Raw genomic sequence first — 22,287 nt, 5'->3', positions numbered from 1 at the left:
CGGCTATCGTCTTGTCCCGTGCCCTCCCGTGCTGATTTCCCCGGTGTCCTCGAACTCCTGACCCACGCGGTCGAGTCCGTGGGCGGTGCCGAACGCGAGGGCCAGGTCAAGATGGCGGACGCCGTCGGCCGGGCCATCCGCACCGGCGAGCACCTGGCCGTCCAAGCCGGCACGGGCACCGGGAAGTCGTTGGCCTATCTCGTACCCGCGATCCGCCACGCGGTCGAGAAGGAGGCCACGGTCGTGGTCTCCACGGCCACCATCGCGCTGCAGCGCCAGCTCGTCGACAGAGATCTCCCCCGGCTGGCGAAGGCACTGAAGAAACCCCTCGGCCGCGAGCCCACCTTCGCGATCCTCAAGGGCCGCCGTAACTACCTCTGCCTCCACCGGCTCGATTCCGGCGCCCCGGACGAGCCGGAGGATCAGCAGCTGTTCGACCCGTTCGCCGTCTCCAGGCTGGGCAAGGAGGTCACCCGCCTGCGGGAATGGTCGTCCGACACCGAAACCGGCGACCGCGACGAGCTCGTCCCCGGCGTCTCGGACCAGGCGTGGCGCCAGGTGTCGGTCACGGCCAAGGAATGCCTTGGCGCGTCACGCTGCCCCATCGGCACGGACTGTTTCGCCGAGCGGTCCCGCGCCGAGGCGGGCAAGGCCGACGTCGTCGTCACCAACCACGCCCTGCTGGCGATCGACGCGCTGCAGGGCTACCAGGTGCTCCCCGAGCACGACCTGGTGATCATCGACGAGGCGCACGACCTGGTGGACCGCGTGACCTCCGTGGCGACCGGCGAGCTGACCAGCGGCATGGTCTCCGCCGCCGCCCGGCGCTGCGGGAAACTGGTCGACGACGACGTGGCCGACCAGTTGCTGGAGGCGAGCGACGGGCTGGCCCTGATCCTCGACGACCTGCCGTCGGGCCGGATGGACTCGCTGCCGCAGGCCCTCACCGGTGCGATCCCCGCGGTCCGTGACGCCGCGCATCGCTGCCTCACCGCGCTCGGCAAGGATCGCAAGGAGGACGTCGACGAGGCCACCGCCCGCAAGCTGGCGCGGTCGCTGCTCGAAGAGGTCCACGACACCGCGGTCCGGCTTCTGGAGGCCTTCGACGACGACAAGGCGCACCAGCGCGACGTCGTCTGGCTGACCGGGGACCGCTTCTCCACGAACCCGCGCCCGCCCGCGCTGAAGGTCGCCCCGCTGGGTGTCGCCGGTCTGCTGCGCGAGCGGGTCTTCAACCAGCACACGACGGTCCTCACCTCGGCGACGCTGACCCTGGGCGGCACGTTCGACACGATGGCCCGCCAGTGGGGTCTCCCGCCCGGCGGTATGCGCGTCGAGAAGGCACCTGGCGCGGCGACCGACAAGGCCGCCCCCGCCGACAGTGACGACGCGGACGGCCCGAAGTGGACCGGTCTCGACGTCGGCTCCCCGTTCGACCACAAACGCAACGGCATCCTGTACCTGGCCAAGCATCTGCCGCCGCCGGGCCGGGACGGGTTGCAGCCCTCGACCATGGACGAGCTGGCCGAGCTGATCGAGGCCGCCGGCGGGCGCACGCTCGGCCTGTTCTCTTCGATGCGCGCGGCGAAGCAGGCCACCGAGGAGATGCGGGAGCGGCTCGACCTGCCGATCCTCTGCCAGGGTGACGACGCCACCGGCCTGCTGGTGCAGAAGTTCTCCGAGGACGCGCGCACCTGCCTGTTCGGCACGCTTTCGCTGTGGCAGGGCGTCGACGTGCCCGGTCCGTCGCTCCAGCTCGTGGTGGTCGACAGGATCCCGTTCCCCCGCCCGGACGACCCGGTCTCCTCGGCCCGGCAACGGGCCGTGGAAGCCAGGGGCGGCAACGGTTTCCTGACCGTCGCGGCCACGCACGCGGCGCTGCTGCTCGCGCAGGGCACCGGACGGCTGCACCGTTCGGTCAGCGATCGCGGCGTCGTGGCGATCCTGGATTCGCGGCTGGCCACCGCCCGCTACGGCGGATTCCTGCGCGCCTCGCTGCCGCCGTTCTGGCCGACCATGGACCCGAAGGTCGCCCGCGACGCGCTGCGCCGCCTCGACGCCGCCGCCCCGGCCTGAGTGGCCTGGAACACGGCCGAGTACCGTTAACGGAACGCCGAAGACAGGGAGAACCGGTTGTCCCACGAGTCGCCCAACGCACAATCCCGGACCGTCAGCGTCGATGACACCGGAGTGCGGCGCCAGCTCGCGGACGGCAGCGAGGAAGCCGTCACGTGGTCCGAGCTGTCCGCGGTGGTGGTCAGAGTGATCCCTGAAGGCCCGTGGAAGGAAGACGTCTTCTTCATGCTCGCCGGCGCCGACGGGAAGGGCACCGCGATCCCCAGCGGCGACCCGGCCGCCGACGCGCTGATCGAGCGGCTGCAGACGCTGCCCGGCTTCGACAACGAGAAGTTCATCGAGGCCATGACCACCGACGCCGACGAGGCGTACGTGGTCTGGAGCGCCGAAGGCCACCCCGCCAAACACTGAGCCCAGGTGCTACTCGACCGGGAAGCCCTCCGTGACCGGGATGCCCTTCTTCAACGTCCGGCTCACCGTGCACAACCGTTCGATCGCGCGGTCCACAGCCGCCGCAAGCGCCTCTCGATCCGCGGCGGCCAGCGAGGACACGTCGACATCGAAAGCCACGTGGACGGCGTCGAGCTCCGAAGCGCCTTCGCGCTGGTCCGCGGTCACGCCGACCCGGAACTTCGAGTCCTCCCCGATCCGGCGCGTGATGAGGTTCTCGGCGGTGACGGCCGAACAGCCCGCCGCGGCGATCTGCAGCAGTTCCGCGGGTGAGAAGGCGCCCTCGGCGCCCTTGCGGCCGATCACGACCTCGGCACCGCGTTCGTTGCGGCCGATGAAGCGGTGCTCACCGTCGCGCTGGACTTCCAAAGACACGGTTCTCCCTTTCAGAGTGGCGGCAGCCTGGGGGCGATCTCGCCGGCGAGCCGTTCCGCGGCCGGGCACATCTCGGGCGGCTGCTTGACCTTGTCCGCCACATAGATCTCCACCGTCTCGATCATGGCACGACCGTCGCCGGTGAAGGTCCGGTGCGGGATCTCGGCCTGGCAAGCCTTCCACTCCGGCGCGACCTCCACGAAGGCTTCCCGCGATCCGAGAGCGACCCGTCTGCCGCCGTCCCCGAACGGCGCCCGTTCCCGTTCGAACCGGATCGTCACCTCCGTCTCGCGATGGTTCCAGTAGCACTCCCAGTTGCCGAAGACCGGATCCGGGGTGGCCGGGCCGCCGACGATCGCCTCCGGCAGGTCCGCCCCCAGCGCGCAGGCGTCCAGGCTCCCGAGCGAACCGGCGGGGAAGGGCGCGGGACGCCGCTCGACCGGCTCCCGGTTCAGCACGCTCACCGCGTGCGTGGCCACCGGGTCGACGTAATCGCACAGATGCGCGTGCCAGTTCCGGATGTGCCGGGCGTGCACCCACACCTGGTTGCCGTCCGGCAGCGGGATGCCACGCGCGCATTTGTCCTCGGAGTCGCTCGGGATCTCGCGCACGATCAGCTTCCCCGGCACCGGCTTCTCCAGCAGGGGTGACGTCGGTGTCGTCAGTTCGAGGCGGACGTCGACGATGTCGTCCTCGTCCGGGCTCAGGCGCAGCCGGACACCGCAGGAGTTGAAATTGCCGCGGGCACTGTCCAGTTCGGGGGATCCCAGGTGGTTCAGCACGGACGGGTCCACCAGCGCGCAAGGATCCGCCGACCGCCGGTCACCGATCAGCTCGGACGGCGGGCCCGCCGCGATCGACGCCGGTTCCCGCGTGGCGTAGACCAAGCCCGCGGTCAGCACCAGTACCGCCGCGACGACCGCCATCGCGATGGCGCGCCTGGTCACCCGGAATCGTCGTACCCGCGCGGGAACGACGACGTCCGCGACCTCGGAAAGCAGCTCGGCGGCTCGGACGGCGTCCGGCCGCCCGGCGGGTTTGCGCCGCAGCAGCTCCATCAGCGCGGGCGCCAGCGGTCCCGCCCGGCGGATCGGCTCCAGCGTGTACGACGTTGCCCGCCGGAGCTGGACGAACGGCCCGACGCTCGCGTCTCCCCACACCGACGTGCCCTCGACGGCGGCGAACAGTGTCGCGCCGAGCGAGAACACGTCCGCCGCGGCACCCGCCTGGCGCCCCTCGGCCATCTCCGGGGCGACGTAGCCGGGAGTCCCCACGTCGAGGCCGCCGCCGGTTCGGGTCACCTCGGCCCACTGCGCGATGCCGAGGTCGGTGAGTTTGGCCGTACCGTCGTCGGCCACCAGGACGTTGCCCGGTTTGAGGTCGCGGTGGACCATGCCCTTCTCGTGCATCGCCGCGAGCGCCGCGGCGAGCTGGACGCCGATCTTGGCCACCTTGCCGGGTGGCAGCGGCCCCTCGGAGTCGATGACGTCGGCGAGGCTTCGCGAAGGCAGGTACTCCATGACCAGCCAGCGGTCGTCGCCGTCGTTCACCGCGTCGAAGACGGTGACCACATTCGGGTGATGCAGGCCCGCGCCGATCCGCGCCTCGCGCCGGATCTGGCCGCTGTCCCCGGCCTGCGAGCGTTTGAGGGCGACGACCCGGCCGAGGTCCAGATCGGTGGCACGCCAGACCACACCCATGCCCCCGGCGCCGATCCGCTCCTCCAAGCGATAGCGCCCGGCGATCAGCCGGTCACCCATGCGGGGAGTATAGGAGGCTAAGCCCTTTGGGCTATGACCGTGACTGTTCCGGGATCGACTTCGGTGAAACCGGCGTCCCGGACCGCGACGACACCGTCACGGCGCCACGATCCTTCGGGGTCCTCGACCGGGCAAAGCGCCTTCCAGATCGCGACCGGCGGCGTCCGCACCGAGCACCGGAACCCGGTCTCGGCCCAGGCCGCCCGTTCGGCCTCGTCCAGCAGTGCGGCGAGGATCATCGTCGCGTGCCCGACCTGGGCCGCCCCCTTGCCGACGGTCATCGAGACCTCGGGGTTCAGCAGCAGCCGCGGGACACCGTCCGGTGCAGGGCCCGGCTCGTCGGCCGGGAGTTCGCTCCCGGAGATCTGCAGCCGCGAGACCTCCTTCGGCGTCTCGACGACGCGGCAGGGAAGCAAGGCCCGCGCCTCGGCGCCGTCGACCTCGATCGTGATCCCCGGCAACTCCTGGACCGCGTGCCAGTGCGCGCCGCGCGCCCGCCGGGCGACCTTGCGGATCCGGCCGTCGACCCACGCCTTGAGCGGCTCGTGCCATTCGCCTTCGGGCAACGTGCGTTCGTCGAGGCAGACCGCGATCGCGGCGGCCGCCGCGGCCTCCAGCAACGCGGTACGGGACGGTGGTTCGGCCCGTTCCATCCGCAGGATCACCGGCATCGCGCGGACCTCGGCGGGATCCTCGTCCGAGGTGTCTTCCGTGTCTTCGGCGGGCAGCCCCAGCCAGTACGCGTAGCGCGCGGCCAGCGGCTCCAGAACGCTCATGGCCGGGAGAGTTCGAGACCGTCGGCCGCGTCGGCCGCCTCGATCTCGCCCCTGGTGACCCCGAGCAGGAACAGCACGGCGTCGAGGTACGGGTGGGAGAGCGCGGTGTCGGCGACCTCGCGCAGCGCGGGCTTCGCGTTGAAGGCGACACCCATCCCGGCGACCGACAGCATGTCGATGTCGTTCGCCCCGTCACCGACGGCGACGCACTGCTCCAGCGAGATCTCGTACTCCTCGGCGAACCGGCGCAGCGCCGTCGCCTTGCCCGCGCGGTCGACGATGTCCCCGACCACCCGGCCGGTGAGCTTGCCGTCGACCACTTCGAGTTCGTTCGCGGCGGCGAAGTCGAGACCGAGGTCGTCCACGAGGGACTGGATGATCTTGGTGAAACCACCCGAAACGACGCCACAGCGGAAGCCCATGCGCTTCAGCGTGCGAATGGTCGTGCGCGCGCCCGGGGTGAGCTCGATGGACGCGGCGACCTCGTCCAGCACGGTCTCCGGAAGCCCCTCCAGCAGCGCGACCCGGCGCTCCAGCGACTCGCCGAAGTTCAGCTCGCCGCGCATCGCGGCCTCGGTGATCTCGCGGACCTGCGGTTCGACGCCGGCGTGCGCGCCGAGCATCTCGATGACCTCGCCCTGGATGAGCGTGGAGTCGACGTCGAAGACGACCAGGCGTTTGGCACGGCGGGCCAGCCCGGCCCGCTCGACCGAGATGTCGATCCCGGCCTCGACGGCGGCGTCCGCCAGCGCGGTGCGCAGCGCGGCGTCGGCCTCCGGGGTGTCCTGGGCGAGCGAGGCGTACAGCTCCAGCCCGGTCACCGGGTAGTCGGCGACGCTGCGGATCGAGTCGATGTTGACGTCCAGCGCGGCGAGGCGGCGCGCGACGTCGGAGAACGCCCGCGCGGTCACCGGGCGGCCGAGCATCAGCAGGACATGCGTCGAGTCCTTCTGACCGATGGCGAACGGGTCGGCGCCGATGGCCGATCCGATCTTCACCTCGACCTCCATCCCGACCGACGCCATCGCCTGCTCGACGTATTCCTGCAGGCCCTCGGGGTCGCGGTACACGCCGGCGAGCACGCCGAGCACCAGCTGGCCGCGGATGACGACCTGCTCGACGTCGAGGACGTCGACGTCGTGGCGCGACAGCACGGCGAACAGCACCGAGGACACACCCGGCTTGTCGGGACCGGTGGTGGTGATGAGAACTGGTGTCTGCGTCACGGGGTCAGTCTCCCTCAGCCGAACGCGAAAACGGCGCGTGCCTTGCCCCGGTGTGAGGCAAGGCACGCGCCGNACCGAGGACACACCCGGCTTGTCGGGACCGGTGGTGGTGATGAGAACTGGTGTCTGCGTCACGGGGTCAGTCTCCCTCAGCCGAACGCGAAAACGGCGCGTGCCTTGCCCCTGTGTGAGGCAAGGCACGCGCCGATTCCGCTTATCGGGTCACTTCTCGCTGGAGTTGTCCTTGGAGTGGTCACCCGGCATGGCCGCCTCGGTGAGCACCTGGGACGGCGCGCGATGGGTGTTGACCTTCTGCTTCCCGAAGAAGCCGATCTCACCCTCCTTGTGGATGCGCTCGACCATATGCGGGTAGTGCAGCTCGAACGCCGGGCGCTCGGACCGGATCCGCGGCAGCTCGGTGAAGTTGTGCCGCGGCGGCGGGCAGGACGTCGCCCATTCGAGCGAGTTGCCGTAGCCCCACGGGTCGTCCACCGTGACGATCTCGCCGTACCGGTAGCTCTTGAAGACGTTCCAGATGAACGGCAGCGTCGAGGCACCGAGGATGTACGCGCCGATCGTGGAGATCGTGTTCAGCGTGGTGAACCCGTCGGACTGCAGGTAGTCCGCGTACCGGCGCGGCATGCCTTCGGCGCCGAGCCAGTGCTGCACCAGGAACGTGGCGTGGAAGCCGATGAACGTGGTCCAGAAGTGCCACTTGCCGAGCTTCTCGTCCATCATGCGGCCGGTGATCTTCGGGAACCAGAAGTAGATCCCGGCGAACGTGGCGAACACGATCGTGCCGTAGAGCACGTAGTGGAAGTGCGCGACGACGAAGTAGCTGTCGGACACGTGGAAGTCGATCGCCGGCGCGGCCAGCATGATGCCGGTCAGACCGCCGAAGAGGAACGTGACGATGAAGCCCATCGAGAAGATCATCGGCGTCTCGAAGGACAGCTGGCCCTTCCACATCGTGCCGATCCAGTTGAAGAACTTCACGCCGGTCGGGACCGCGATCAGGAAGGTCATGAAGGAGAAGAACGGCAGCAGCACGGCGCCGGTCGCGTACATGTGGTGCGCCCACACGGCCACCGACAGCGCGGCGATCGCCAGCGTCGCCCAGACCAGGCCCTTGTAACCGAAGATCGGCTTGCGGCTGAAGACCGGGAAGATCTCCGACACGATCCCGAAGAACGGCAGGGCGACGATGTAGACCTCTGGATGGCCGAAGAACCAGAACAGGTGCTGCCAGAGGATCACGCCGCCGTTCGCGGGGTCGAACACGTGCGCCCCGAGATGCCGGTCCGCCAGCAGGCCCATCAGGGCCGCGGTCAGGATCGGGAACGCCAGCAGGATCAGGATGCTGGTGACCAGGATGTTCCAGGTGAAGATCGGCATCCGGTACATCGTCATACCGGGGGCGCGCAGGCAGACCACCGTGGTGATCATGTTGACGCCACCGAGGATGGTGCCGAGACCGGAGACGACCAGACCGGAGATCCACAGGTCGGCGCCGACGCCGGGCGAGTGGATGGCGTCCGACAGCGGGGTGTAGGCGAACCAGCCGAAGTCGGCGGCGCCACCCGGGGTCAGGAAGCCGGACATCACGATCAGGCCACCGAAGAGGTACAGCCAGTACGAGAACGCGTTCAGCCGCGGGAAGGCGACGTCGGGCGAACCGATCTGCAGCGGCAGGATGAAGTTCGCGAAACCGAAGAGGATCGGCGTCGCGTACAGCAGCAGCATGATCGTGCCGTGCATGGTGAACAGCTGGTTGTACTGCTCCTGCGAAAGGAACTGCTGCCCGGGACGCGCCAGCTCGGAGCGGATCAGCATCGCCATCGCGCCGCCCACCATGAAGAAGGCGAACGACGTGACCAGGTACATGATGCCGATTTGCTTGTGGTCCGTCGTGCGGAACAACCGCAGCAGGTACGAACCCTTAACCGACTCGCGCGCGGGATACGGGCGCGTGGCGATCGGCTTGGGGGCTACGGCCGTCACTCCTGCCTCCAACACTCAAACCTTGTGGTGGTCAATTTGCGGTCGCCGGGCGGGTTCGGGACCCACTCCGGCGGCTAGTGGGGATCGTAGCCCTCACTACCGACAGTCGCGCGCACCGGCTGGCAAGATCGCGCCGTGACCGACGAACACACCCGTGCGGGAGTGGCCGCGGCGGTCGCCGTCGGTGCCCGGTACGGGCTGCCGACCGGCGCCCCCGAGGTCCTGCATTTCAAGTCGAACGTGCTGGTGAGACTGGGTCCGGTGGTGGCGCGGGTGCCCGGCACGACGCGCTTCGCGCGACCCTCGCCCGAAGACTGGCTCAGGCGCGACGTCGAGCTGTCGCGGTACCTCACGGAACGTGGTGTGCTCGTCGTCTCACCGACCACGGATCCCCCGGCGGGACCGCATTTCGCCGGCGGTCTCCCGGTCACTCTCTGGCACTACACCCCGCACGAGCCGGGGCACACGCTGTCGCCGCGCGAGGTGGCTCTTTCGCTCGCCCGGGTGCACGACGCGCTCGCGGACTACCCCGGTGAACTGCCCGAACTCGGACCGGTCCGCGAACTCCGGACGCTGCTCGACCGGAACGGGGCTCTCCTTGGGGACGCGGCACCCCGGTTGTACGAGGAACTCGAGCGGGTGGCGGCCGCGCTGCCGGACACCGAGCCGCGGCCGCTGCACGGTGACGCCCATCGGGGGAACGTCGTCGCGACGGCGGCCGGACCGTGCTGGCTCGACTTCGAGGACACCTGGCGCGGACCGCTCGGGTGGGACCTCGGCGTGCTGTTCGCGGAGGCCGGGCACGAGACCTTGGCCGCGTACCCGGCCGATGTGACGCCCGCGTCGCTGGAGCCGTTCATCGCGTTGCGGCGGTTGTTCGAGGTCCCTTGGCGCTTCGTGATCGCGCGGCGCTTCCCGGCGCGGCTCCCTGAGGCCGAAGCCGCCCTGGAGCGCTACTTCTCCCGCATTTAGTCCTCTGAATGCGGTCCTTGCACGCGCAACTACCGCATCGAGAGGACTAAACGCGGGAGATCAGGAGCTCGGCCGCCACGTCGACGCCGTCCGTCCGCACCTCACCCCCGACCTGACGCGCCCGCTCGGCGACGCCGGGACGCAGCACCTCGTCCAGAGCGAGCGTCAGCGCTTCGGCGGAGGGCTCACCGGTGATCGACGTCCCCACCCCGAGTTCCCCGACCCGCTGCGCGAAGTACGGCTGATCGAACATCTGCGGGACGAGCACCTGCGGCACCCCGGCCCGCGTCGCCGCCGTCGTCGTGCCGGCGCCGCCGTGGTGCACGACCGCGGCGACCCGCGGGAAGAGCGCCTGCTGGTTGACGTCCCCGATGGCGAGGCAGTCGGGTTCGTCGTCGATCGGCGCCAGCTCCGTCCAGCCGCGGAACACGATCGCCCGCCGCCCGTGCGCCCGCGCCGACTCGATCATCGCCTTCGCGATCTCCTCCGGGGCGCGGATGCTCCCGAATCCGAAGTAGACCGGGGGTTCCCCGTCGTCGAGGAAGGCCTCCAGCTCCGGGGACAACGGACTGTGGTCCGGCAGGAGCCAGGCGCCGGTCTGGTGCACGTCGAGCGCCGATGGTCCCCGCCACGGCGCCAGCACCGGATCTGCGGCCAGCCACGGGGATTCGGTGAAGATATGCCCGCGGACGTCGTCGACCGATGAGAGACCGAGCTTTTCCCGCTGTGCGTTCAGCACACCACCCCATTGCGCGTTCCACCGTTCCGCGTCGTCCGCCCACAGGGCCGGGATGGCGGCATCGGGATTCTTCGGTGCCCAGCCCGGGAAAACGGGCGGACGATGGTGCAGTGAAGGCAGCGTTATCGGGCAATAGGCGGTGAAGAAATAAGGAATTCCTTTCCGCTCGGCCACCGAATGCGCGGCGATGTTCAAGGCCATTCCCGCGACGACGGCGTCGCAGCCTTCGGCCACCTCCGGCATCGTCTCGAATTGCCCGACGACCATGGCCTCGGCCATCGCCCGCCGCCCCTCGGGTGTGGCCATCGCCTTGGTCATGGCGGAATCCGGCTTCGCGGTCGGCCGGAGTTCCGGACCCAGCGGCGCGAAAGGAATCCCGAGGCCTTCGGCCCAGCCGCGGAAATCGGGCGGCGCGCAAAGCCGGACGTCCTGACCGAGTTCCCGCAATCGCACCGCCAAGGCCACCAGCGGCTGCACCTCACCCCTCGTCCCGATGGTGGACAGGAGTACACGCATGGGAATCCCCCTTCGGCAAAAACGTGAAGGCACGAATTGTGGACCGGGAATGGGGGCTTGCCGCAAGCCCCGGGGTCCGCTATACCTTGGAAGGGGCAGGGGAAACGTTTTTACGCGGGATACCAGCCCAAGATCGCTTCGACGACTCCGGCCGGATCCTCCAGCGGCGTCAGATGCCCGGCCTCCGGCAGCACGACCAGCGTGGCGTCCGGCAGCGTTTCCACGAGGGTGTTCGCCTCCGCCAGTGGAGTCAGGCCGTCCTCTTCGCCGACCACGACCAACGCCGGCACGTCCGCCGAACGCAGCGTTTCGAGTGAATCGGGCCGCGCCGCCATCGCGCGTGCCGCCCACGCCACGCCGGACGGCGGTTGCGTCGTGATCAGTTCACGAAGCCGTTCGGCCACTTCAGGACGGGCCTTTTCGGCGAGCAATCCGGGCGTGACGGCTTCGGGCATCCAGGCGGTGCCTTCCGCTTCCACCCTGGCCGCGACGTCGTGCCGGGCCTGCGCGGCCTCGGGGGTGTCGGCCGTCGCCTTCGTGTCGATGAACACGAGGCCGCCGACCCGCTCCGGCGCCAGGCGCAGCACCGCCATCGTCAGGTAGCCGCCCATCGAGCAGCCACCGAGGACGACCTTGTCGAGACCGAGCCGGTCGAGCAGCGCCACGACGTCGCGGGCGGCGTCGTCCAGATCCGGTTCCCGGTCGGTTTCCGGCAGCGGGCTGCGGCCGAGGCCGCGCTGGTCGGGGGTGATCAGCCGCAGGCGTTCCGAGAGCGGCGCGCGGACCGCGTCCCACATGCGGGCGTCGACGGGGAAGGCGTGCAGCAGTACCAGCGGGAGATCCTTCATGGCGATGATTCTGTCGCACCCTGGGGCTATCGTCAGATCCGTGCTGACAGAGATCAAAACGGAGAGGCTGCTGCTGCGGAGGCTGCGCGAGGCGGACCGCGAGAACATCGTCGCGCTGCAGGCCGATCCGGAGACGAACAAGTTCAACGGCGTGCCGCATACCGTCGAGGGCGCGCGGGAGCTGTACGACGCCTGGATGAAGCATTGGGCCGAGCACGGATTCGGCTATCTCGCGGTGTCCGCTTTGGACGATCCCGAGGTGATCGTCGGGTTCGGCGGCGTCCGGTATCACGAATGGAACGGCGAGCGCGTGCTGAACCTCGCGTACCGCTTCTGGCCGTTCGCCTGGGGCAAGGGCTACGCGACGGAGATGGCGGCCGCCGTCGTCGAATGGGCCGAACGGGAGATCCCCGACGTCCCGGTGATCGCCAACATCATGGTGGCCAACGAACCGTCGATCCGGGTCGCCGAGCGGCTCGGCTTCAAGATCCACACGGAGGAGGAGTTCGAGGGAGCGCCCTCACTGCACATGCGGCGCTGAGTCACCAGCGTCCGGGACGGCGCCTGGACCGCGCGCCCCAGCACGCCTTGTGCCAATGGCGGCGGTCGGCGACCCCGCCGGTGTCGTCGGCGGGCCAGGCGACCACATGCGGGGTCCCCTGCCGGATCTCGTGATCGCAACCGGGGCAGCGGTAGTCCTTGGTGGCCTGCGCGCCGGGCACGGTGCGCACCAGCCAGTCGCCGTCGGCGGCGGATTCGGAACGCGCCCAGCCGGTCGACGCGCCGAGGTCGGGGCGTCCACCGCGTTCGGGCCGGTTACGTCGTGGCACGCCCGAAACGGTATACGGCCGGATGCCGTGTGATCCCGCTCGCTCGGTGTTCGTCCCGCCTGTCGAACACGCGAGTTACGCCTCCGATCACGCGAGTTACGCCTCCAGACACGCGAGTTGCGCCTTCCGTCACGCGAGTTACGCCTCCAGACACGCGAGTTACGCCTCCAGCCACGTGTGATCCGCCTGCGATCACGTGAGTTCCGCCTGCGATCACGCGTGATCCGGCGGCCATCACGTGTGATCGGGTGGCCAACACGTGACCGGAGGGGCGGCACGTGGTGGAACCGGGCCGTGGATACATGGCGGCCACCCGATCACGCATGTGGGCCACCCAATCACGCGTGTCGGCCGGATCACGCGTGGTGTCCATCCGATCACGCGTGACGGAAGACGGAACTCGCGTGATCGCAGACGCAACTCGCGTGATTGAAGGCGTAACTCGCGTGTCTGAAGGCGTAACTCGCGTGATTGAAGGCGTAACTCGCGTGATTAAAGGCGTAACTCGCGTGACGGAAGACGGAACTCGCGGGCTAGCCGCCGAAGTAGGCGCCCGGCGTCACACCGACCGCGCGCCGGAAGGCGGCGACGAACGCGCTCGGCGAGGAGTAGCCGATCCGGCGGGAGACCGCGGTCAGCGGCATGCCCTCGGCCAGCAGCGGCAAGGACGCGCGCAGCCGGGCCTGCACCCGCCACGCGCCGAACGTCGTGCGGCACTCCGTCAGGAACAGGCGCGCGAGGGTCCGTTCGCTCGCGCCCGCTTCGTACGCGAAGTCGGCGAGACCACGGCGGTCCGCCGGATCGGCGATCACCGCCCGCGCGACGGTCAGCGCGCGTCCGTCCGACGGCATCGGCACGGTGATCGGCACGACGTCCACCGGTTCGAGCAGGTCGAAGGCGACGGCCTCGGCCCGGCGGCGCGCGTCGTCGCCGAGGTCGGCGGCGCCGAGGTGCTCCAGTAGTTCCCGCAGCAGCGGGCGGACGGCGACGAGCGTCGGTTCGGGCCAGCGCACCGGGCATCGGTCGCGGGCGGCGTAGATCCCCCGCAACACGGTCTGCGCGGTGGCGCCGGTCCGGTGGACGACGCCCGCCGGGATCCAGAGCGCCCGCGTCGGCGGCAGCACCCAGTACCGATCGCCGACGTTCACGCTCAAGATCCCCCTGGCCGCCCAGGCGAGCTGGTGGCCGTCGTGCTCGTGCCACGGGAGCCAGGTGCCCGCGGACAGATCCATCTCGCCGAGCACCATCGCCGTCGACATCGGCGGCAGGAGTCCGATTTGCGACATCAGTTGGCAGCCTATCGCCTACCGGTCACCGTTAGGTTCGGCTTCATGCCGATGAACCTGGTGCACCGCAAACTCTGCAGTTCCGCGCTGTGGGCGAAGGCCGTCGCCCACGAGATGCCGGGCAACGTCGCCGGCTTCGACCTCGGCGACTCCGTGCTGGAGATCGGCCCGGGCTTCGGCGCGACCACGCGCGCCCTCGAAAGTCTCGTTCCCCGGCTCACGGCCGTTGAGATCGACGAAGCGTCGGCGGACCTCCTCAAACGGGAGTTCGACGGCCGGGTGCGGATCGTCCGGGGCGACGGAGCGGCGTTGCCCTTCGAGGACGGCGAGTTCTCGGCGGTCGTCTGCTTCACGATGCTGCACCATGTGCCGACGACGGCGTTGCAGGACTCGATCTTCGCCGAGGCGTTCCGCGTGCTCCGCCCCGGCGGTGTCCTCCGCGCGATCGACAGCCTGGAGAGCCTGCCGTTCCGGCTGCTCCACATCGGCGACACGATGAACGCGCTCGACCCGGTTTCGCTCTGGCCCCGGCTCACCGACGCCGGGTTCACCGACGTCAAGGTCGACCACGTGCCGAAGCGCTCCGTGAAGTTCTCGGCCCGGAAGCCCGCCTGACGCATTTCGTCCTCTGGATGCGGTAGTTGCACGCGCAAGGACCGCATCCAGAGGACGAAATGCGGGGGTCAGCCGCGCGCGAGGACCAGCGGGACGAGTTGTTCGGCCGGCGTCAGCGAGCCGTGCTGGCCGATCAAAGAGGACTCGACGGCCTCCGCCAGCTCCCGCACGAGCCCGAACCGTCCTTTCGACGCCACGACGACGTCGCCGATACGCGGGCGCACCCGGTCGGAAACCGGGCCGAACCAGCCGGCCTCGATGGCCTCGTCGCGCGGGAGGATCCACGCCCGCTCACCGACGACCTCGCGCCACGCGGCGAGGACGTCGGCCTCCGCGCCCGGTTCGCTGTAGACGTGCCGCGCCCGCACCTCGCCCCCGATCGCCCGGACACCGCCGAGCAGCGCGGGGGTCTCGTCGATGTCGAGCGCGCCCTCGACCGTCACCATGCCGTGGTCGGCCACGACCGCGAGGAGCGCACCGGGCGTCAGCCCGTCCACAATGGACTCGACCAGCCGGTCGACCTGGCGCAGCTGCATCCGCCACGGCGCCGAACCGGGCCCGTAGATGTGGCCCAGCATGTCGAGTTCGCTGTGATAGCCCCAGCAGAACGCGGGCCGCGTGCCGAGGCAGTGCAGGACACAGGCGGCCAGATCGCCGAGCGCGTGGACACCCACGTAACGCGCACCGGACTGCGTCGCGCGGGTGAGCGCGGTGTCGGCGAACTTCGCCGAGGACACCACGCTCGTCGTGATCCCGGCGGCCGCCGCGCGTTCGAACGTCGTCGGCAGCGGCTGCACCTCCCGCGGCGGCAGCGCGCCGCGGAGATCGCCGCCGTCCACATGGCTGCTCCAGCGCAGCGCGTTCAGGACGCCGGTGCCCGGTACCTCGAAGCTGTAGCCGACCAGGCCGTGCTCCCCCGACGCCAGGCCGGTGCCGATCGCGCCGAGTCCGGCCGCCGTCGTCGCCGGGAAACCGACCCGCAGCGGCGACTTCGCCAGCTGGGTGAGCACGGGTGCGTCGGCGGCGTACCCGGCCAGCAGTTCCCAGCCGAGACCGTCGATGAGCAGGACGCAGGCACTGGACGCCTCCGCCAGGCTCAACGAGTTCGCGAACCCGTCGGCGCCGAGGGCGGAGAGCACGGACGGGACGACTTGGCCGAGATGCGGCACGTGCGCCGCGACAGGCAGTTCCACCAGGCCAGCTTGCCATCCCGGAGCGCGAAAGGAGATGGGATAATGCCGGACATGCCGACTTACGCCTACCGCTGCCGCGAATGCGCCGGGACCTTCGAACTCCTGCGGCCGATGAGCGAGTCCGGTGCGCCCGCCCCGTGCCCGGAGGGCCACCAGGACACCGTCAAACTGCTGACGACCGTCGCGCTGACCGGGTCGGCTTCCGGCCCCGCCCCCGTTCCCGCAAGTGGAGGCGGTTGCTGCGGAGGCGGCTGCTGCGGTTGACCCACCCGTTCGGGTGGCGCAACGTGTGATCGCCCGAATGGCGGGTACCCCTTTCCCACCAGTCTGGAAGCTCCAGTGGTGGGAAGGGAGAAAGTCCAGTGGCCACATCAGCACTGGCGGCCGTCGACTTCGGTCAGGGCGTGTCGAGCGCCTGGAGTTCGGTCGCCACCTTCGTCCCGAAACTGCTCGCGTTCCTGGTCATCCTGTTCATCGGCTGGCTGATCGCCAAGGCGCTCTCGAAGGCCGTGAGCATGGTGCTCGAGAAGGTCGGGTTCAACCGGCTCCTCGAACGCGGGGGCTTCAAACAGATGCTCGCGCGCAGCCAGTTCGACGCGTCGAACATCATCAGCAAGATCGTCTACTACGCGATCCTGCTGATCGCCCTGCAGTTCGCGTTCGGCGTGTTCGGCCCGAACCCGGTGAGCGCGCTGCTCAACGACATCGTCGCGTGGCTGCCGCGCGCCATCGTCGCGATCGTCATCGTGGTGATCGCCGGCGCGGTCGCCAAGGCGGTCAAGGACCTGATCGGCAACGCCCTCGGCGGTGTCTCCTACGGCAAGGTGCTCGCCACCATCGCCTCGGTGTTCATCTGGGGCCTCGGCGCGATCGCCGCGCTGAACCAGATCGGCGTGGCCACCGCGGTCACGATGCCGGTGCTGATCGCCGTGCTCGCCACGGTCGGCGGTATCGCCGTCGTCGGTGTCGGCGGTGGTCTCATCAAGCCGATGCAGCAGCGCTGGGAGACCTGGCTCGGCCGGGCCGAGGCGGAGATCCCCGCCGCGAAGGCGCAGGCCGAGGCCTACCAGCGCGGACGTGAGGACGCCGGACGCTCGGGCGGGGTGCCCGCCGAGCGGACGACCGTCCACCAGCCGGTGTCCGCCGGGCACCACGCCGCGAACCCGGACGCGCCGACGCAGCACCAGCAGTTCCCGCCCAGCCAGGGTCAGGTGCCCCAGCACCAGGATCCCGGCCAGCGGCCTCCCGGTGGAAACATGCCCCCTCCGCCGGAGTACCGCTGACCTTCCACGGGAGCGGGTGGGGCGTCCGGCCGCCCTACCCGTTCCCGCTCGGCTGGGTCCGCCGGTCGTCCATCGAGGCGGCCAGCGAACACACGCCGACCAGCCGCGCGGTCATCCAGTCGCTGGTGGTCCAGGCGGACAGATCGGCCGGGATGCGGAACGTCCACCCCTTGGTCTTCGCCTCGTCGAGCAGCCCGCGCGTGTAGCCGGCGAGAAGGACGACCCCGGCTACCGCCGCCGAACCTTCGACCCCCGCCGCGAGGATGTCCCGCACCGCGGCGGAGTGCTGATCGAAGACGGCCGACAGCCCGGGCACGGTCGCCGCAGCGGCCAGCCCGGCGACACCGATCTGCTGGTGCAGCCGGGAAAGTGTGCTACGAGCCGAAGATTCCACCCAGGACGAGACCAGATCTTTCACCCGACCAGGTTAGCCAGGCCGGACGATTTGTCGACATCCCGGTGACGACGATCGCAGAACTCAGCAAGTCTTGAGTGCCTGATCCAGGTCGTGCCACAGGTCCTCGACGTCCTCCAGTCCCACCGACATGCGGATGAGCCGGTCGGTGACGCCCGCGCCGCGCCGGTCGTCCTCGGCGACGATCCGGTGGCTGATCGAGGCGGGGTGCTGGATGAGCGAGTCCACGCTGCCGAGGCTGACGGCCGGCGTTATCAGCCGGACCGCGCCGATGAGCGCGTGCGGATCACCCTCGACCTCGAACGCGATCAGCGGGCCGCCGACTGCCGGGTAGTGGACGGCGCTCACGTTCGCGTGACCGCGAAGCCGCTCGACGAGTTCGGCGGCCGTCGCGGACGCGGCGTTGACGCGCAGCGGAAGTGTCGATAGGCCGCGAAGCAGCATGTATCCGGCGAGGGGGTGCAGCACGCCTCCGGTGGCGAAGCGGATCTGCCGCAGCATCCCCGCGTCTTCGGCGTTGCAAGCGACGACGCCGCCCATGACGTCGCCGTGGCCGCCGAGGAACTTGGTCGCGCTGTGCAGGACGAACCGGGCGCCGTGCCGCCCCGGCCGCTGGAGCACAGGAGTCGCGAAGGTGTTGTCGACCAGCACCGGGACCTCGCCCGCGGCACGCACGATCTCGGCGATGTCGACCTCCCGCAGGGTCGGGTTCGCGGGCGTTTCGAGCAGCACCAGCCCGGTGTCCGGCCGGAGCGCCGACGCGACGCCTTCCGGATCGGCCCAGGTCACCTCGGTGCCGAGCAGGCCGGACGTGAGCATGTGGTCGGTGCAGCCGTAGACCGGCCGGACGGCGACGACATGCCGTTTGCCCTGCGCGACGGCGGCGAGCAATGAAGCCGATACCGCGGCCATGCCGGTGGCGAACGCGACGGCGTCTTCGAACCCTTCGAGTTCGGCCAGTGCCTTCTCGAAGCGTTCGACGGTCGGGTTGCTCAGCCGCCCGTAGACCGGGAGCCCGGACAGCGAGCCCGATGCGGCGAATTCGTCGATGCGGCCCGCCTCTTCGACGCTGTCCCGCGACGGGTAGGTCGTGGACAGGTCGAGCGGAGCGGCGTGGACGCCGAGGTCCGTGAGATCGTCACGGCCGGCGTGGACGGCTCGGGTGCGCAGCGTTGCGGTCATGCCCCAGATGGTGCGATTTTCACCGGATCGACCGCAATATCCTCGGATATCATTCGCCGATGTCGGATTCCGTCGAACTGAGCACGGTTGATCTTCGTATTCTGCGGCTGTTGCAGAACGACGCCCGGATCTCGAACAAGGATCTCGCGGCCGAGGTCGGCGTCGCGCCCTCGACCTGTCTCGACCGCGTCAACCGGCTGCGCGAGCTCGGGGTGATCACCGGCCAGCGCGCCGAGGTGGACGCCGCCAAACTCGGCCGCCCGCTCGAAGCGCTCCTGTTCGTCCAGGTCCGCCCGCACCGGCGGGCGCTGGTCGATTCGTTCGTCGAGCATCTGCTGGCCCTGCCCGAGGTCCGCGCCGTCTACCACCTGACCGGCCCGGACGACTTCCTCGCGCACGTCGCCACCGCGTCGGCGACCGAGCTCCAACGGCTGGTCCTCGACGAGCTGACCGCCCGCGACGAGGTCGCCCGGGTGCACACGAACCTGGTCTTCCAGCACTGGAGCGGGGGACCTTTGCTACCGCCCGCCTAATCGATCCGGACCTTGAAGGGATGCGTGACGTCGGCAGGGCACGTGAAGACGTTCAGCACGCCCTGACGACGGAACGACCAGCCCGCCGCCTCGCCCTCGGCGACCTCGCATCCGCAGCCGACCTCGTGTTCCTCCGAGGCCAGCGCGATCGTCTGGCGCAGTTCGGCGCCGCACTCCCGGCAGCCCAGCTCGTGCCGATCGGTCGCGTCCCAGGCGGTCCAGCCGCCGATCTTCGAGTACTGGTCCAGCTCGGGCCAGCCGTCCGGGTCATCACCCGCGCCCTCGGGGATGCCGAGCGCGGCGCGGGTCTCCGCCGGGAAGTCGCAGAGCCGGGGAAGCTCGTCGATCGAGCACGGTTCGAAAACGCAGGGATCCGGCAGGTAGGCGGCTACGGCGTTTTCAGGGATAGGAGGCATGTCCATGATGTCCCGCACCTCGCCCGAATCACGCCAGACCAGCCGGACCGCGGGCCCCTGGTGATGCGGGCTGTCGTGCTCCATCGGGCAGAAGAGGATCTGCAGGACGTCGGTGCCCTCGGGGAAGGGCAGCTCCGGGAAGTCGTCGCGGAAGAACTGGGCCGCGCCGACCATCGCCGGGACAGGGCCGTCGAGCCGATGCCCGGCCCGCCACCCGTCGTCGGACGCGTCCGGGTCGGGCGGCCAGGTCACCGGGCACTCCGGCCACGGCTCGTCCGACGGCCAGAGCAGCGGACCGCCGAAGTGGCTTTCGTCCGGACCGGGCACCCCCGGCGCGGGATGCAGCCGGATGGCCGTCCGGACCAGGTCGTTCAGGCCGGGGATGGGCACCCCGTCGTAGGTGAGCTGACGCACTCCCGGGAGCTTAGAGGTCCGGCAACGGATCTTCAGGTTTTGCCCGCATGATCTCGGCATCGGCGGCGTGCACGACCGCGATGTACTCGTCGTCGATCTCGTAGTCGACGCCGTTGAACTTGAACCACGGGACGGTCGAGGTGTCGACCGGTCCGATCCGGTGGTTCCGCAGTGTCGTCGCGACGACCCGTTTCGGGGTCTTCCGGCTCAGGTACCCGGTGGTGAGGATCGTGATCGTCTTGCGGGTCACCGCGAAGAACACGCTGGGATTGGTACTGCCGAGGATGTCGGCAGGGAACACGTAGTGGATCTCGTCGTCCGGATCGAGAAGCTCTTTGATCCGCTTCCTGACCCCCGAGGAAACCGGCATGGCCCCCAAGTTACCGGGCCGAGTAGTCCTTGAAGCCCTTTCCGGTCTTCCGGCCGAGCCGTCCGGCGGTCACGAGGTGTTCGAGCAGCGGCGCGGGCGCGAAGCCCTCTTCACGGAATTCGTTGTACAGGGTCCGCTGGATCGCCAGTGAGACGTCCAGCCCGACGACGTCGAGCAGCTCGAACGGGCCCATCGGCAGCCCGCAGCCCACCTTCATCGCGGTGTCGATGTCGTCGGCCTCCGCGTAGTGCGCTTCGAGCATCTTCACCGCGTCGTTCAGGTACGGGAACAGCAGCGCGTTGACGATGAAGCCCGCCCGGTCGCCGCAGTGCACCGGGTGCTTGCCCACCGCCGCGCAGACGGCGTCGACGGTCGCGATCACGTCGGGCGCGGTGGCGATGGTCGAGACGACCTCGACGAGTTTCATCACCGCCGCCGGATTGAAGAAGTGCACGCCGACCACGTCCGAAGGCCGCGAGGTGGCGGCAGCGCATTCGATGACCGGCAGGGACGACGTCGTCGTCGCCAGCACCGCGCCCGGCTTCACGACGTCGTCGAGCGCGGCGAAGACCGCCTGCTTGACGGCCAGGTCTTCGGCCACCGCCTCGACGACGAGGTCGACGTCGGCCAGTTCGTCGAACTCCACCGCCGGCGAGATCCTGCCGAGCGCGGCGGCGGCGTCCTCCTCGGACAGCTTGCCCTTGACGACGGCCTTGTCCAGCGACTTCTTCACCCGCGCGACGGACGCCGCGGCCTTCTCGGCGCTCCGCGCCCGGAGGATGACCTCGTAACCGCGTTTCGCGAACACCTCGACGATGCCCGTCGCCATGGTCCCGGTCCCCACGACGCCGACCTTGCGCACCTCGCGAGGCGGGACAGTGTCCGATGTGGACACTGTGGACTCCGTCACCGCGTCGGTCACCGTCGGCGAATCGGGCTCGTCGTAGGTGTAGAAACCCCGGCCCGTCTTCCGGCCGAGCAGCCCGGCGGTGATCATCTGCTTCAGCAGCGGCGCCGGCGCGTGCAGCCGGTTGCGCGACTGGTGGTACATCGTGTCGAGGATCTCGTACGCGGTGTCCAGCCCGATGAGGTCGAGCAAAGCCAAGGGCCCCATGGGATATCCGCAGCCGAACCGCATCGCCGCGTCGAGATCCTCGCGCGTGGCGTAGCGCTGCTCGTACATCCGCACTGCGTGGTTGAGGTACCCGAAGAGCAGGGCGTTGGCGATGAACCCGGCGCGGTCGCCGATCACCACCGGGGTCTTGCCGAGGCGTTCGGCGAACGCGACGACGTCGGTGACCACCTCGGGTTCGGTGACGACGGTGCGGACGATCTCGACCAGTTTGAGGATCGGCGCCGGGTTGAAGAAGTGCATCCCGACGACCTTGCCCGGCCGCGCGGTGTGCACGCCGATCTCGGTGATCGACAGCGACGAGGTGTTCGAGACGAAGATCGTGTCCGGGCCGGTGATCTTGTCCAGCTGGGCGAACACGTCGGATTTCGCTTCGAGGTTCTCCGGGATCGCCTCGATCACCAGGTCCACATCGGACAGTTCGGCCAGCGACGTGGTGTACCGGATCCGGTCGAGCAGCGCGCTCCGGCCGCCGGCGTCGAGTTTGCCGCCGGTCACCGCCCGTTCGGTCGAATGCTCCAGATGACCGCGGCCGCGGTGGACGCCGTCGTCGTCGATCTCCACCGCGACCACGGACACGCCGCTCCGCGCGAGCACCTCGGCGATCCCGGCGCCCATGGTGCCGAGACCGATGACTCCCACACTCGAGATTTCCCGCGCCACAACCGGCCTCCGGAGGTTACTCGCTGGTAGTTTCTCCGATCGTGCCATGCCGGGGCGTGGAAAGCAGCGGCTGTCACCCTCCGAATCGAGTAAGTGTCACTCGCGGACGAACGCCGGAAGACGCTTTTCCTCCGGCGTCGATGGCCGGATCAAGGGACCTTTACCACCACCTGACCGCGGTCGTGGGCGCCCGCTCCCGAACGTCCGGCCCTCCAT

At 69.6% G+C, this 22,287-nt stretch carries 23 protein-coding genes; 8 read left to right on the top strand and 15 right to left on the bottom strand.

The features are described from left to right. The first annotated feature begins 18 nt into the window (after window positions 1-18). Both ACXIZN_RS42175 and ACXIZN_RS42170 read left to right on the top strand, forming a co-directional pair. Window positions 19-2,076, top strand: a complete 2,058-nt coding sequence (locus ACXIZN_RS42175; protein ID WP_126732698.1) for an ATP-dependent DNA helicase — start codon at window positions 19-21, stop codon at window positions 2,074-2,076. Between the two features lie 57 nt (window positions 2,077-2,133). Then, window positions 2,134-2,487 (top strand): hypothetical protein, encoded by a 354-nt coding sequence (locus ACXIZN_RS42170; RefSeq protein WP_126732697.1) that lies wholly within the window; start codon window positions 2,134-2,136, stop codon window positions 2,485-2,487. Window positions 2,488-2,496: 9 nt separating this feature from the next. On the opposite strand, the gene ACXIZN_RS42165 is transcribed toward ACXIZN_RS42170, so the two are convergent. The 5 genes from ACXIZN_RS42165 to ctaD all read right to left on the bottom strand — a co-directional run bounded on the left by ACXIZN_RS42165 (window position 2,497) and on the right by ctaD (window position 8,664). Beyond that, on the bottom strand, window positions 2,497-2,901 hold the full coding sequence (locus tag ACXIZN_RS42165; RefSeq protein ID WP_457960304.1) for an OsmC family protein: 405 nt from the start codon (window positions 2,899-2,901) through the stop codon (window positions 2,497-2,499). An 11-nt stretch (window positions 2,902-2,912) separates the two neighbouring features. Further along, a complete protein-coding gene (locus tag ACXIZN_RS42160) occupies window positions 2,913-4,661 on the bottom strand; it encodes a serine/threonine-protein kinase (RefSeq protein WP_457960303.1) in 1,749 nt (582 codons plus the stop codon). A gap of 17 nt (window positions 4,662-4,678) precedes the next feature. Then, entirely contained in the window at window positions 4,679-5,437 is a 759-nt protein-coding gene (locus tag ACXIZN_RS42155) for a peptidyl-tRNA hydrolase (RefSeq protein WP_457960302.1), read from the bottom strand. Then, window positions 5,434-6,663: a phosphoserine phosphatase SerB gene (gene serB / locus ACXIZN_RS42150; protein ID WP_457960301.1), complete on the bottom strand. Its 1,230-nt coding sequence runs from the start codon at window positions 6,661-6,663 to the stop codon at window positions 5,434-5,436. The genes ACXIZN_RS42155 and serB overlap by 4 nt, the downstream gene beginning before the upstream one ends. 222 nt (window positions 6,664-6,885) lie before the next feature. Then, a complete protein-coding gene (gene ctaD / locus ACXIZN_RS42145) occupies window positions 6,886-8,664 on the bottom strand; it encodes an aa3-type cytochrome oxidase subunit I (protein WP_034308844.1) in 1,779 nt (592 codons plus the stop codon). A 135-nt stretch (window positions 8,665-8,799) separates the two neighbouring features. On the opposite strand from ctaD, the gene ACXIZN_RS42140 reads away from it, so the two are divergent. Then, window positions 8,800-9,636 (top strand): phosphotransferase, encoded by an 837-nt coding sequence (locus tag ACXIZN_RS42140; protein ID WP_457960300.1) that lies wholly within the window; start codon window positions 8,800-8,802, stop codon window positions 9,634-9,636. 46 nt (window positions 9,637-9,682) lie between these two features. Here ACXIZN_RS42140 and ACXIZN_RS42135 read toward each other — a convergent pair whose 3' ends face one another. Both ACXIZN_RS42135 and ACXIZN_RS42130 read right to left on the bottom strand, forming a co-directional pair. After that, window positions 9,683-10,891 (bottom strand): glycosyltransferase, encoded by a 1,209-nt coding sequence (locus ACXIZN_RS42135; RefSeq protein WP_457960299.1) that lies wholly within the window; start codon window positions 10,889-10,891, stop codon window positions 9,683-9,685. A gap of 110 nt (window positions 10,892-11,001) precedes the next feature. Continuing rightward, a complete protein-coding gene (locus tag ACXIZN_RS42130) occupies window positions 11,002-11,739 on the bottom strand; it encodes an alpha/beta fold hydrolase (protein WP_192743193.1) in 738 nt (245 codons plus the stop codon). On the opposite strand from ACXIZN_RS42130, the gene ACXIZN_RS42125 reads away from it, so the two are divergent. Next, complete coding sequence (locus tag ACXIZN_RS42125; RefSeq protein WP_457960298.1) at window positions 11,738-12,280, top strand: GNAT family N-acetyltransferase; 543 nt, start codon at window positions 11,738-11,740, stop codon at window positions 12,278-12,280. The genes ACXIZN_RS42130 and ACXIZN_RS42125 overlap by 2 nt on opposite strands. Window position 12,281: 1 nt before the next feature. On the opposite strand, the gene ACXIZN_RS42120 is transcribed toward ACXIZN_RS42125, so the two are convergent. Together ACXIZN_RS42120 and ACXIZN_RS42115 are read right to left on the bottom strand one after the other, a co-directional pair. Beyond that, window positions 12,282-12,569, bottom strand: coding sequence for a hypothetical protein (locus ACXIZN_RS42120; RefSeq protein ID WP_126732689.1), 288 nt, complete (start codon window positions 12,567-12,569; stop codon window positions 12,282-12,284). A 533-nt stretch (window positions 12,570-13,102) separates the two neighbouring features. Next, window positions 13,103-13,855, bottom strand: a complete 753-nt coding sequence (locus ACXIZN_RS42115) for an AraC family transcriptional regulator (RefSeq protein WP_457960297.1) — start codon at window positions 13,853-13,855, stop codon at window positions 13,103-13,105. Window positions 13,856-13,906: 51 nt separating this feature from the next. Here ACXIZN_RS42115 and ACXIZN_RS42110 point away from each other — a divergent pair, with 51 nt between their 5' ends. Next, on the top strand, window positions 13,907-14,470 hold the full coding sequence (locus tag ACXIZN_RS42110) for a class I SAM-dependent methyltransferase (RefSeq protein ID WP_457960737.1): 564 nt from the start codon (window positions 13,907-13,909) through the stop codon (window positions 14,468-14,470). A 68-nt stretch (window positions 14,471-14,538) separates the two neighbouring features. On the opposite strand, the gene ACXIZN_RS42105 is transcribed toward ACXIZN_RS42110, so the two are convergent. Further along, the gene (locus ACXIZN_RS42105) at window positions 14,539-15,663 is read right to left on the bottom strand and encodes an alkaline phosphatase family protein (RefSeq protein ID WP_457960296.1); all 1,125 of its coding nucleotides are present in this window, start codon (window positions 15,661-15,663) and stop codon (window positions 14,539-14,541) included. A 51-nt stretch (window positions 15,664-15,714) separates the two neighbouring features. Between ACXIZN_RS42105 and ACXIZN_RS42100 the strand changes: the two genes are divergently transcribed. Together ACXIZN_RS42100 and ACXIZN_RS42095 are read left to right on the top strand one after the other, a co-directional pair. Continuing rightward, window positions 15,715-15,927 carry an FmdB family zinc ribbon protein gene (locus ACXIZN_RS42100; RefSeq protein WP_457960295.1) on the top strand — a complete coding sequence of 71 codons (213 nt, stop codon included), beginning with the start codon at window positions 15,715-15,717 and terminating at the stop codon, window positions 15,925-15,927. A 98-nt stretch (window positions 15,928-16,025) separates the two neighbouring features. Beyond that, window positions 16,026-16,946: a membrane protein gene (locus ACXIZN_RS42095; RefSeq protein WP_457960294.1), complete on the top strand. Its 921-nt coding sequence runs from the start codon at window positions 16,026-16,028 to the stop codon at window positions 16,944-16,946. A gap of 34 nt (window positions 16,947-16,980) precedes the next feature. Here ACXIZN_RS42095 and ACXIZN_RS42090 read toward each other — a convergent pair whose 3' ends face one another. Then, on the bottom strand, window positions 16,981-17,364 hold the full coding sequence (locus ACXIZN_RS42090) for a DUF6401 family natural product biosynthesis protein (RefSeq protein WP_457960293.1): 384 nt from the start codon (window positions 17,362-17,364) through the stop codon (window positions 16,981-16,983). Between the two features lie 60 nt (window positions 17,365-17,424). Further along, window positions 17,425-18,543, bottom strand: coding sequence for a trans-sulfuration enzyme family protein (locus ACXIZN_RS42085; protein ID WP_457960292.1), 1,119 nt, complete (start codon window positions 18,541-18,543; stop codon window positions 17,425-17,427). Between the two features lie 59 nt (window positions 18,544-18,602). Between ACXIZN_RS42085 and ACXIZN_RS42080 the strand changes: the two genes are divergently transcribed. Continuing rightward, the gene (locus tag ACXIZN_RS42080; RefSeq protein ID WP_125673773.1) at window positions 18,603-19,076 is read left to right on the top strand and encodes an Lrp/AsnC family transcriptional regulator; all 474 of its coding nucleotides are present in this window, start codon (window positions 18,603-18,605) and stop codon (window positions 19,074-19,076) included. On the opposite strand, the gene ACXIZN_RS42075 is transcribed toward ACXIZN_RS42080, so the two are convergent. Genes ACXIZN_RS42075 through ACXIZN_RS42065 form a run of 3 tightly spaced genes read right to left on the bottom strand, consistent with a single transcriptional unit; the run spans window position 19,073 to window position 22,071 of the window. Next, window positions 19,073-19,906: a hypothetical protein gene (locus ACXIZN_RS42075; protein ID WP_457960291.1), complete on the bottom strand. Its 834-nt coding sequence runs from the start codon at window positions 19,904-19,906 to the stop codon at window positions 19,073-19,075. The genes ACXIZN_RS42080 and ACXIZN_RS42075 overlap by 4 nt on opposite strands. Before the next feature lie 10 nt (window positions 19,907-19,916). Then, a complete protein-coding gene (locus ACXIZN_RS42070; protein WP_457960290.1) occupies window positions 19,917-20,276 on the bottom strand; it encodes a hypothetical protein in 360 nt (119 codons plus the stop codon). 10 nt (window positions 20,277-20,286) lie between these two features. Continuing rightward, complete coding sequence (locus ACXIZN_RS42065) at window positions 20,287-22,071, bottom strand: 3-hydroxyacyl-CoA dehydrogenase family protein (RefSeq protein ID WP_457960289.1); 1,785 nt, start codon at window positions 22,069-22,071, stop codon at window positions 20,287-20,289. Window positions 22,072-22,287 lie beyond the last annotated feature (216 nt).

This window comes from Amycolatopsis sp. TRM77291 (assembly GCF_054166285.1).
Note: the sequence above shows the minus strand (reverse complement) of the source record. Positions and strands in the feature narration are given on the sequence as shown.

Bases quoted from the DNA above. Each gene is read 5' to 3' on its own strand.
- ACXIZN_RS42115 (WP_457960297.1), bottom strand. From the start codon at position 13,855: ATGTCGCAAATCGGACTCCTGCCGCCGATGTCGACGGCGATGGTGCTC.
- ACXIZN_RS42160 (WP_457960303.1), bottom strand. From the start codon at position 4,661: ATGGGTGACCGGCTGATCGCCGGGCGCTATCGCTTGGAGGAGCGGATC.
- ACXIZN_RS42125 (WP_457960298.1), top strand. From the start codon at position 11,738: ATGGCGATGATTCTGTCGCACCCTGGGGCTATCGTCAGATCCGTGCTG.
- ACXIZN_RS42070 (WP_457960290.1), bottom strand. From the start codon at position 20,276: ATGCCGGTTTCCTCGGGGGTCAGGAAGCGGATCAAAGAGCTTCTCGAT.
- ACXIZN_RS42135 (WP_457960299.1), bottom strand. From the start codon at position 10,891: ATGCGTGTACTCCTGTCCACCATCGGGACGAGGGGTGAGGTGCAGCCG.
- ACXIZN_RS42130 (WP_192743193.1), bottom strand. From the start codon at position 11,739: ATGAAGGATCTCCCGCTGGTACTGCTGCACGCCTTCCCCGTCGACGCC.
- ACXIZN_RS42080 (WP_125673773.1), top strand. From the start codon at position 18,603: ATGTCGGATTCCGTCGAACTGAGCACGGTTGATCTTCGTATTCTGCGG.
- ACXIZN_RS42085 (WP_457960292.1), bottom strand. From the start codon at position 18,543: ATGACCGCAACGCTGCGCACCCGAGCCGTCCACGCCGGCCGTGACGAT.
- ACXIZN_RS42155 (WP_457960302.1), bottom strand. From the start codon at position 5,437: ATGAGCGTTCTGGAGCCGCTGGCCGCGCGCTACGCGTACTGGCTGGGG.
- ACXIZN_RS42100 (WP_457960295.1), top strand. From the start codon at position 15,715: ATGCCGACTTACGCCTACCGCTGCCGCGAATGCGCCGGGACCTTCGAA.
- ACXIZN_RS42110 (WP_457960737.1), top strand. From the start codon at position 13,907: ATGAACCTGGTGCACCGCAAACTCTGCAGTTCCGCGCTGTGGGCGAAG.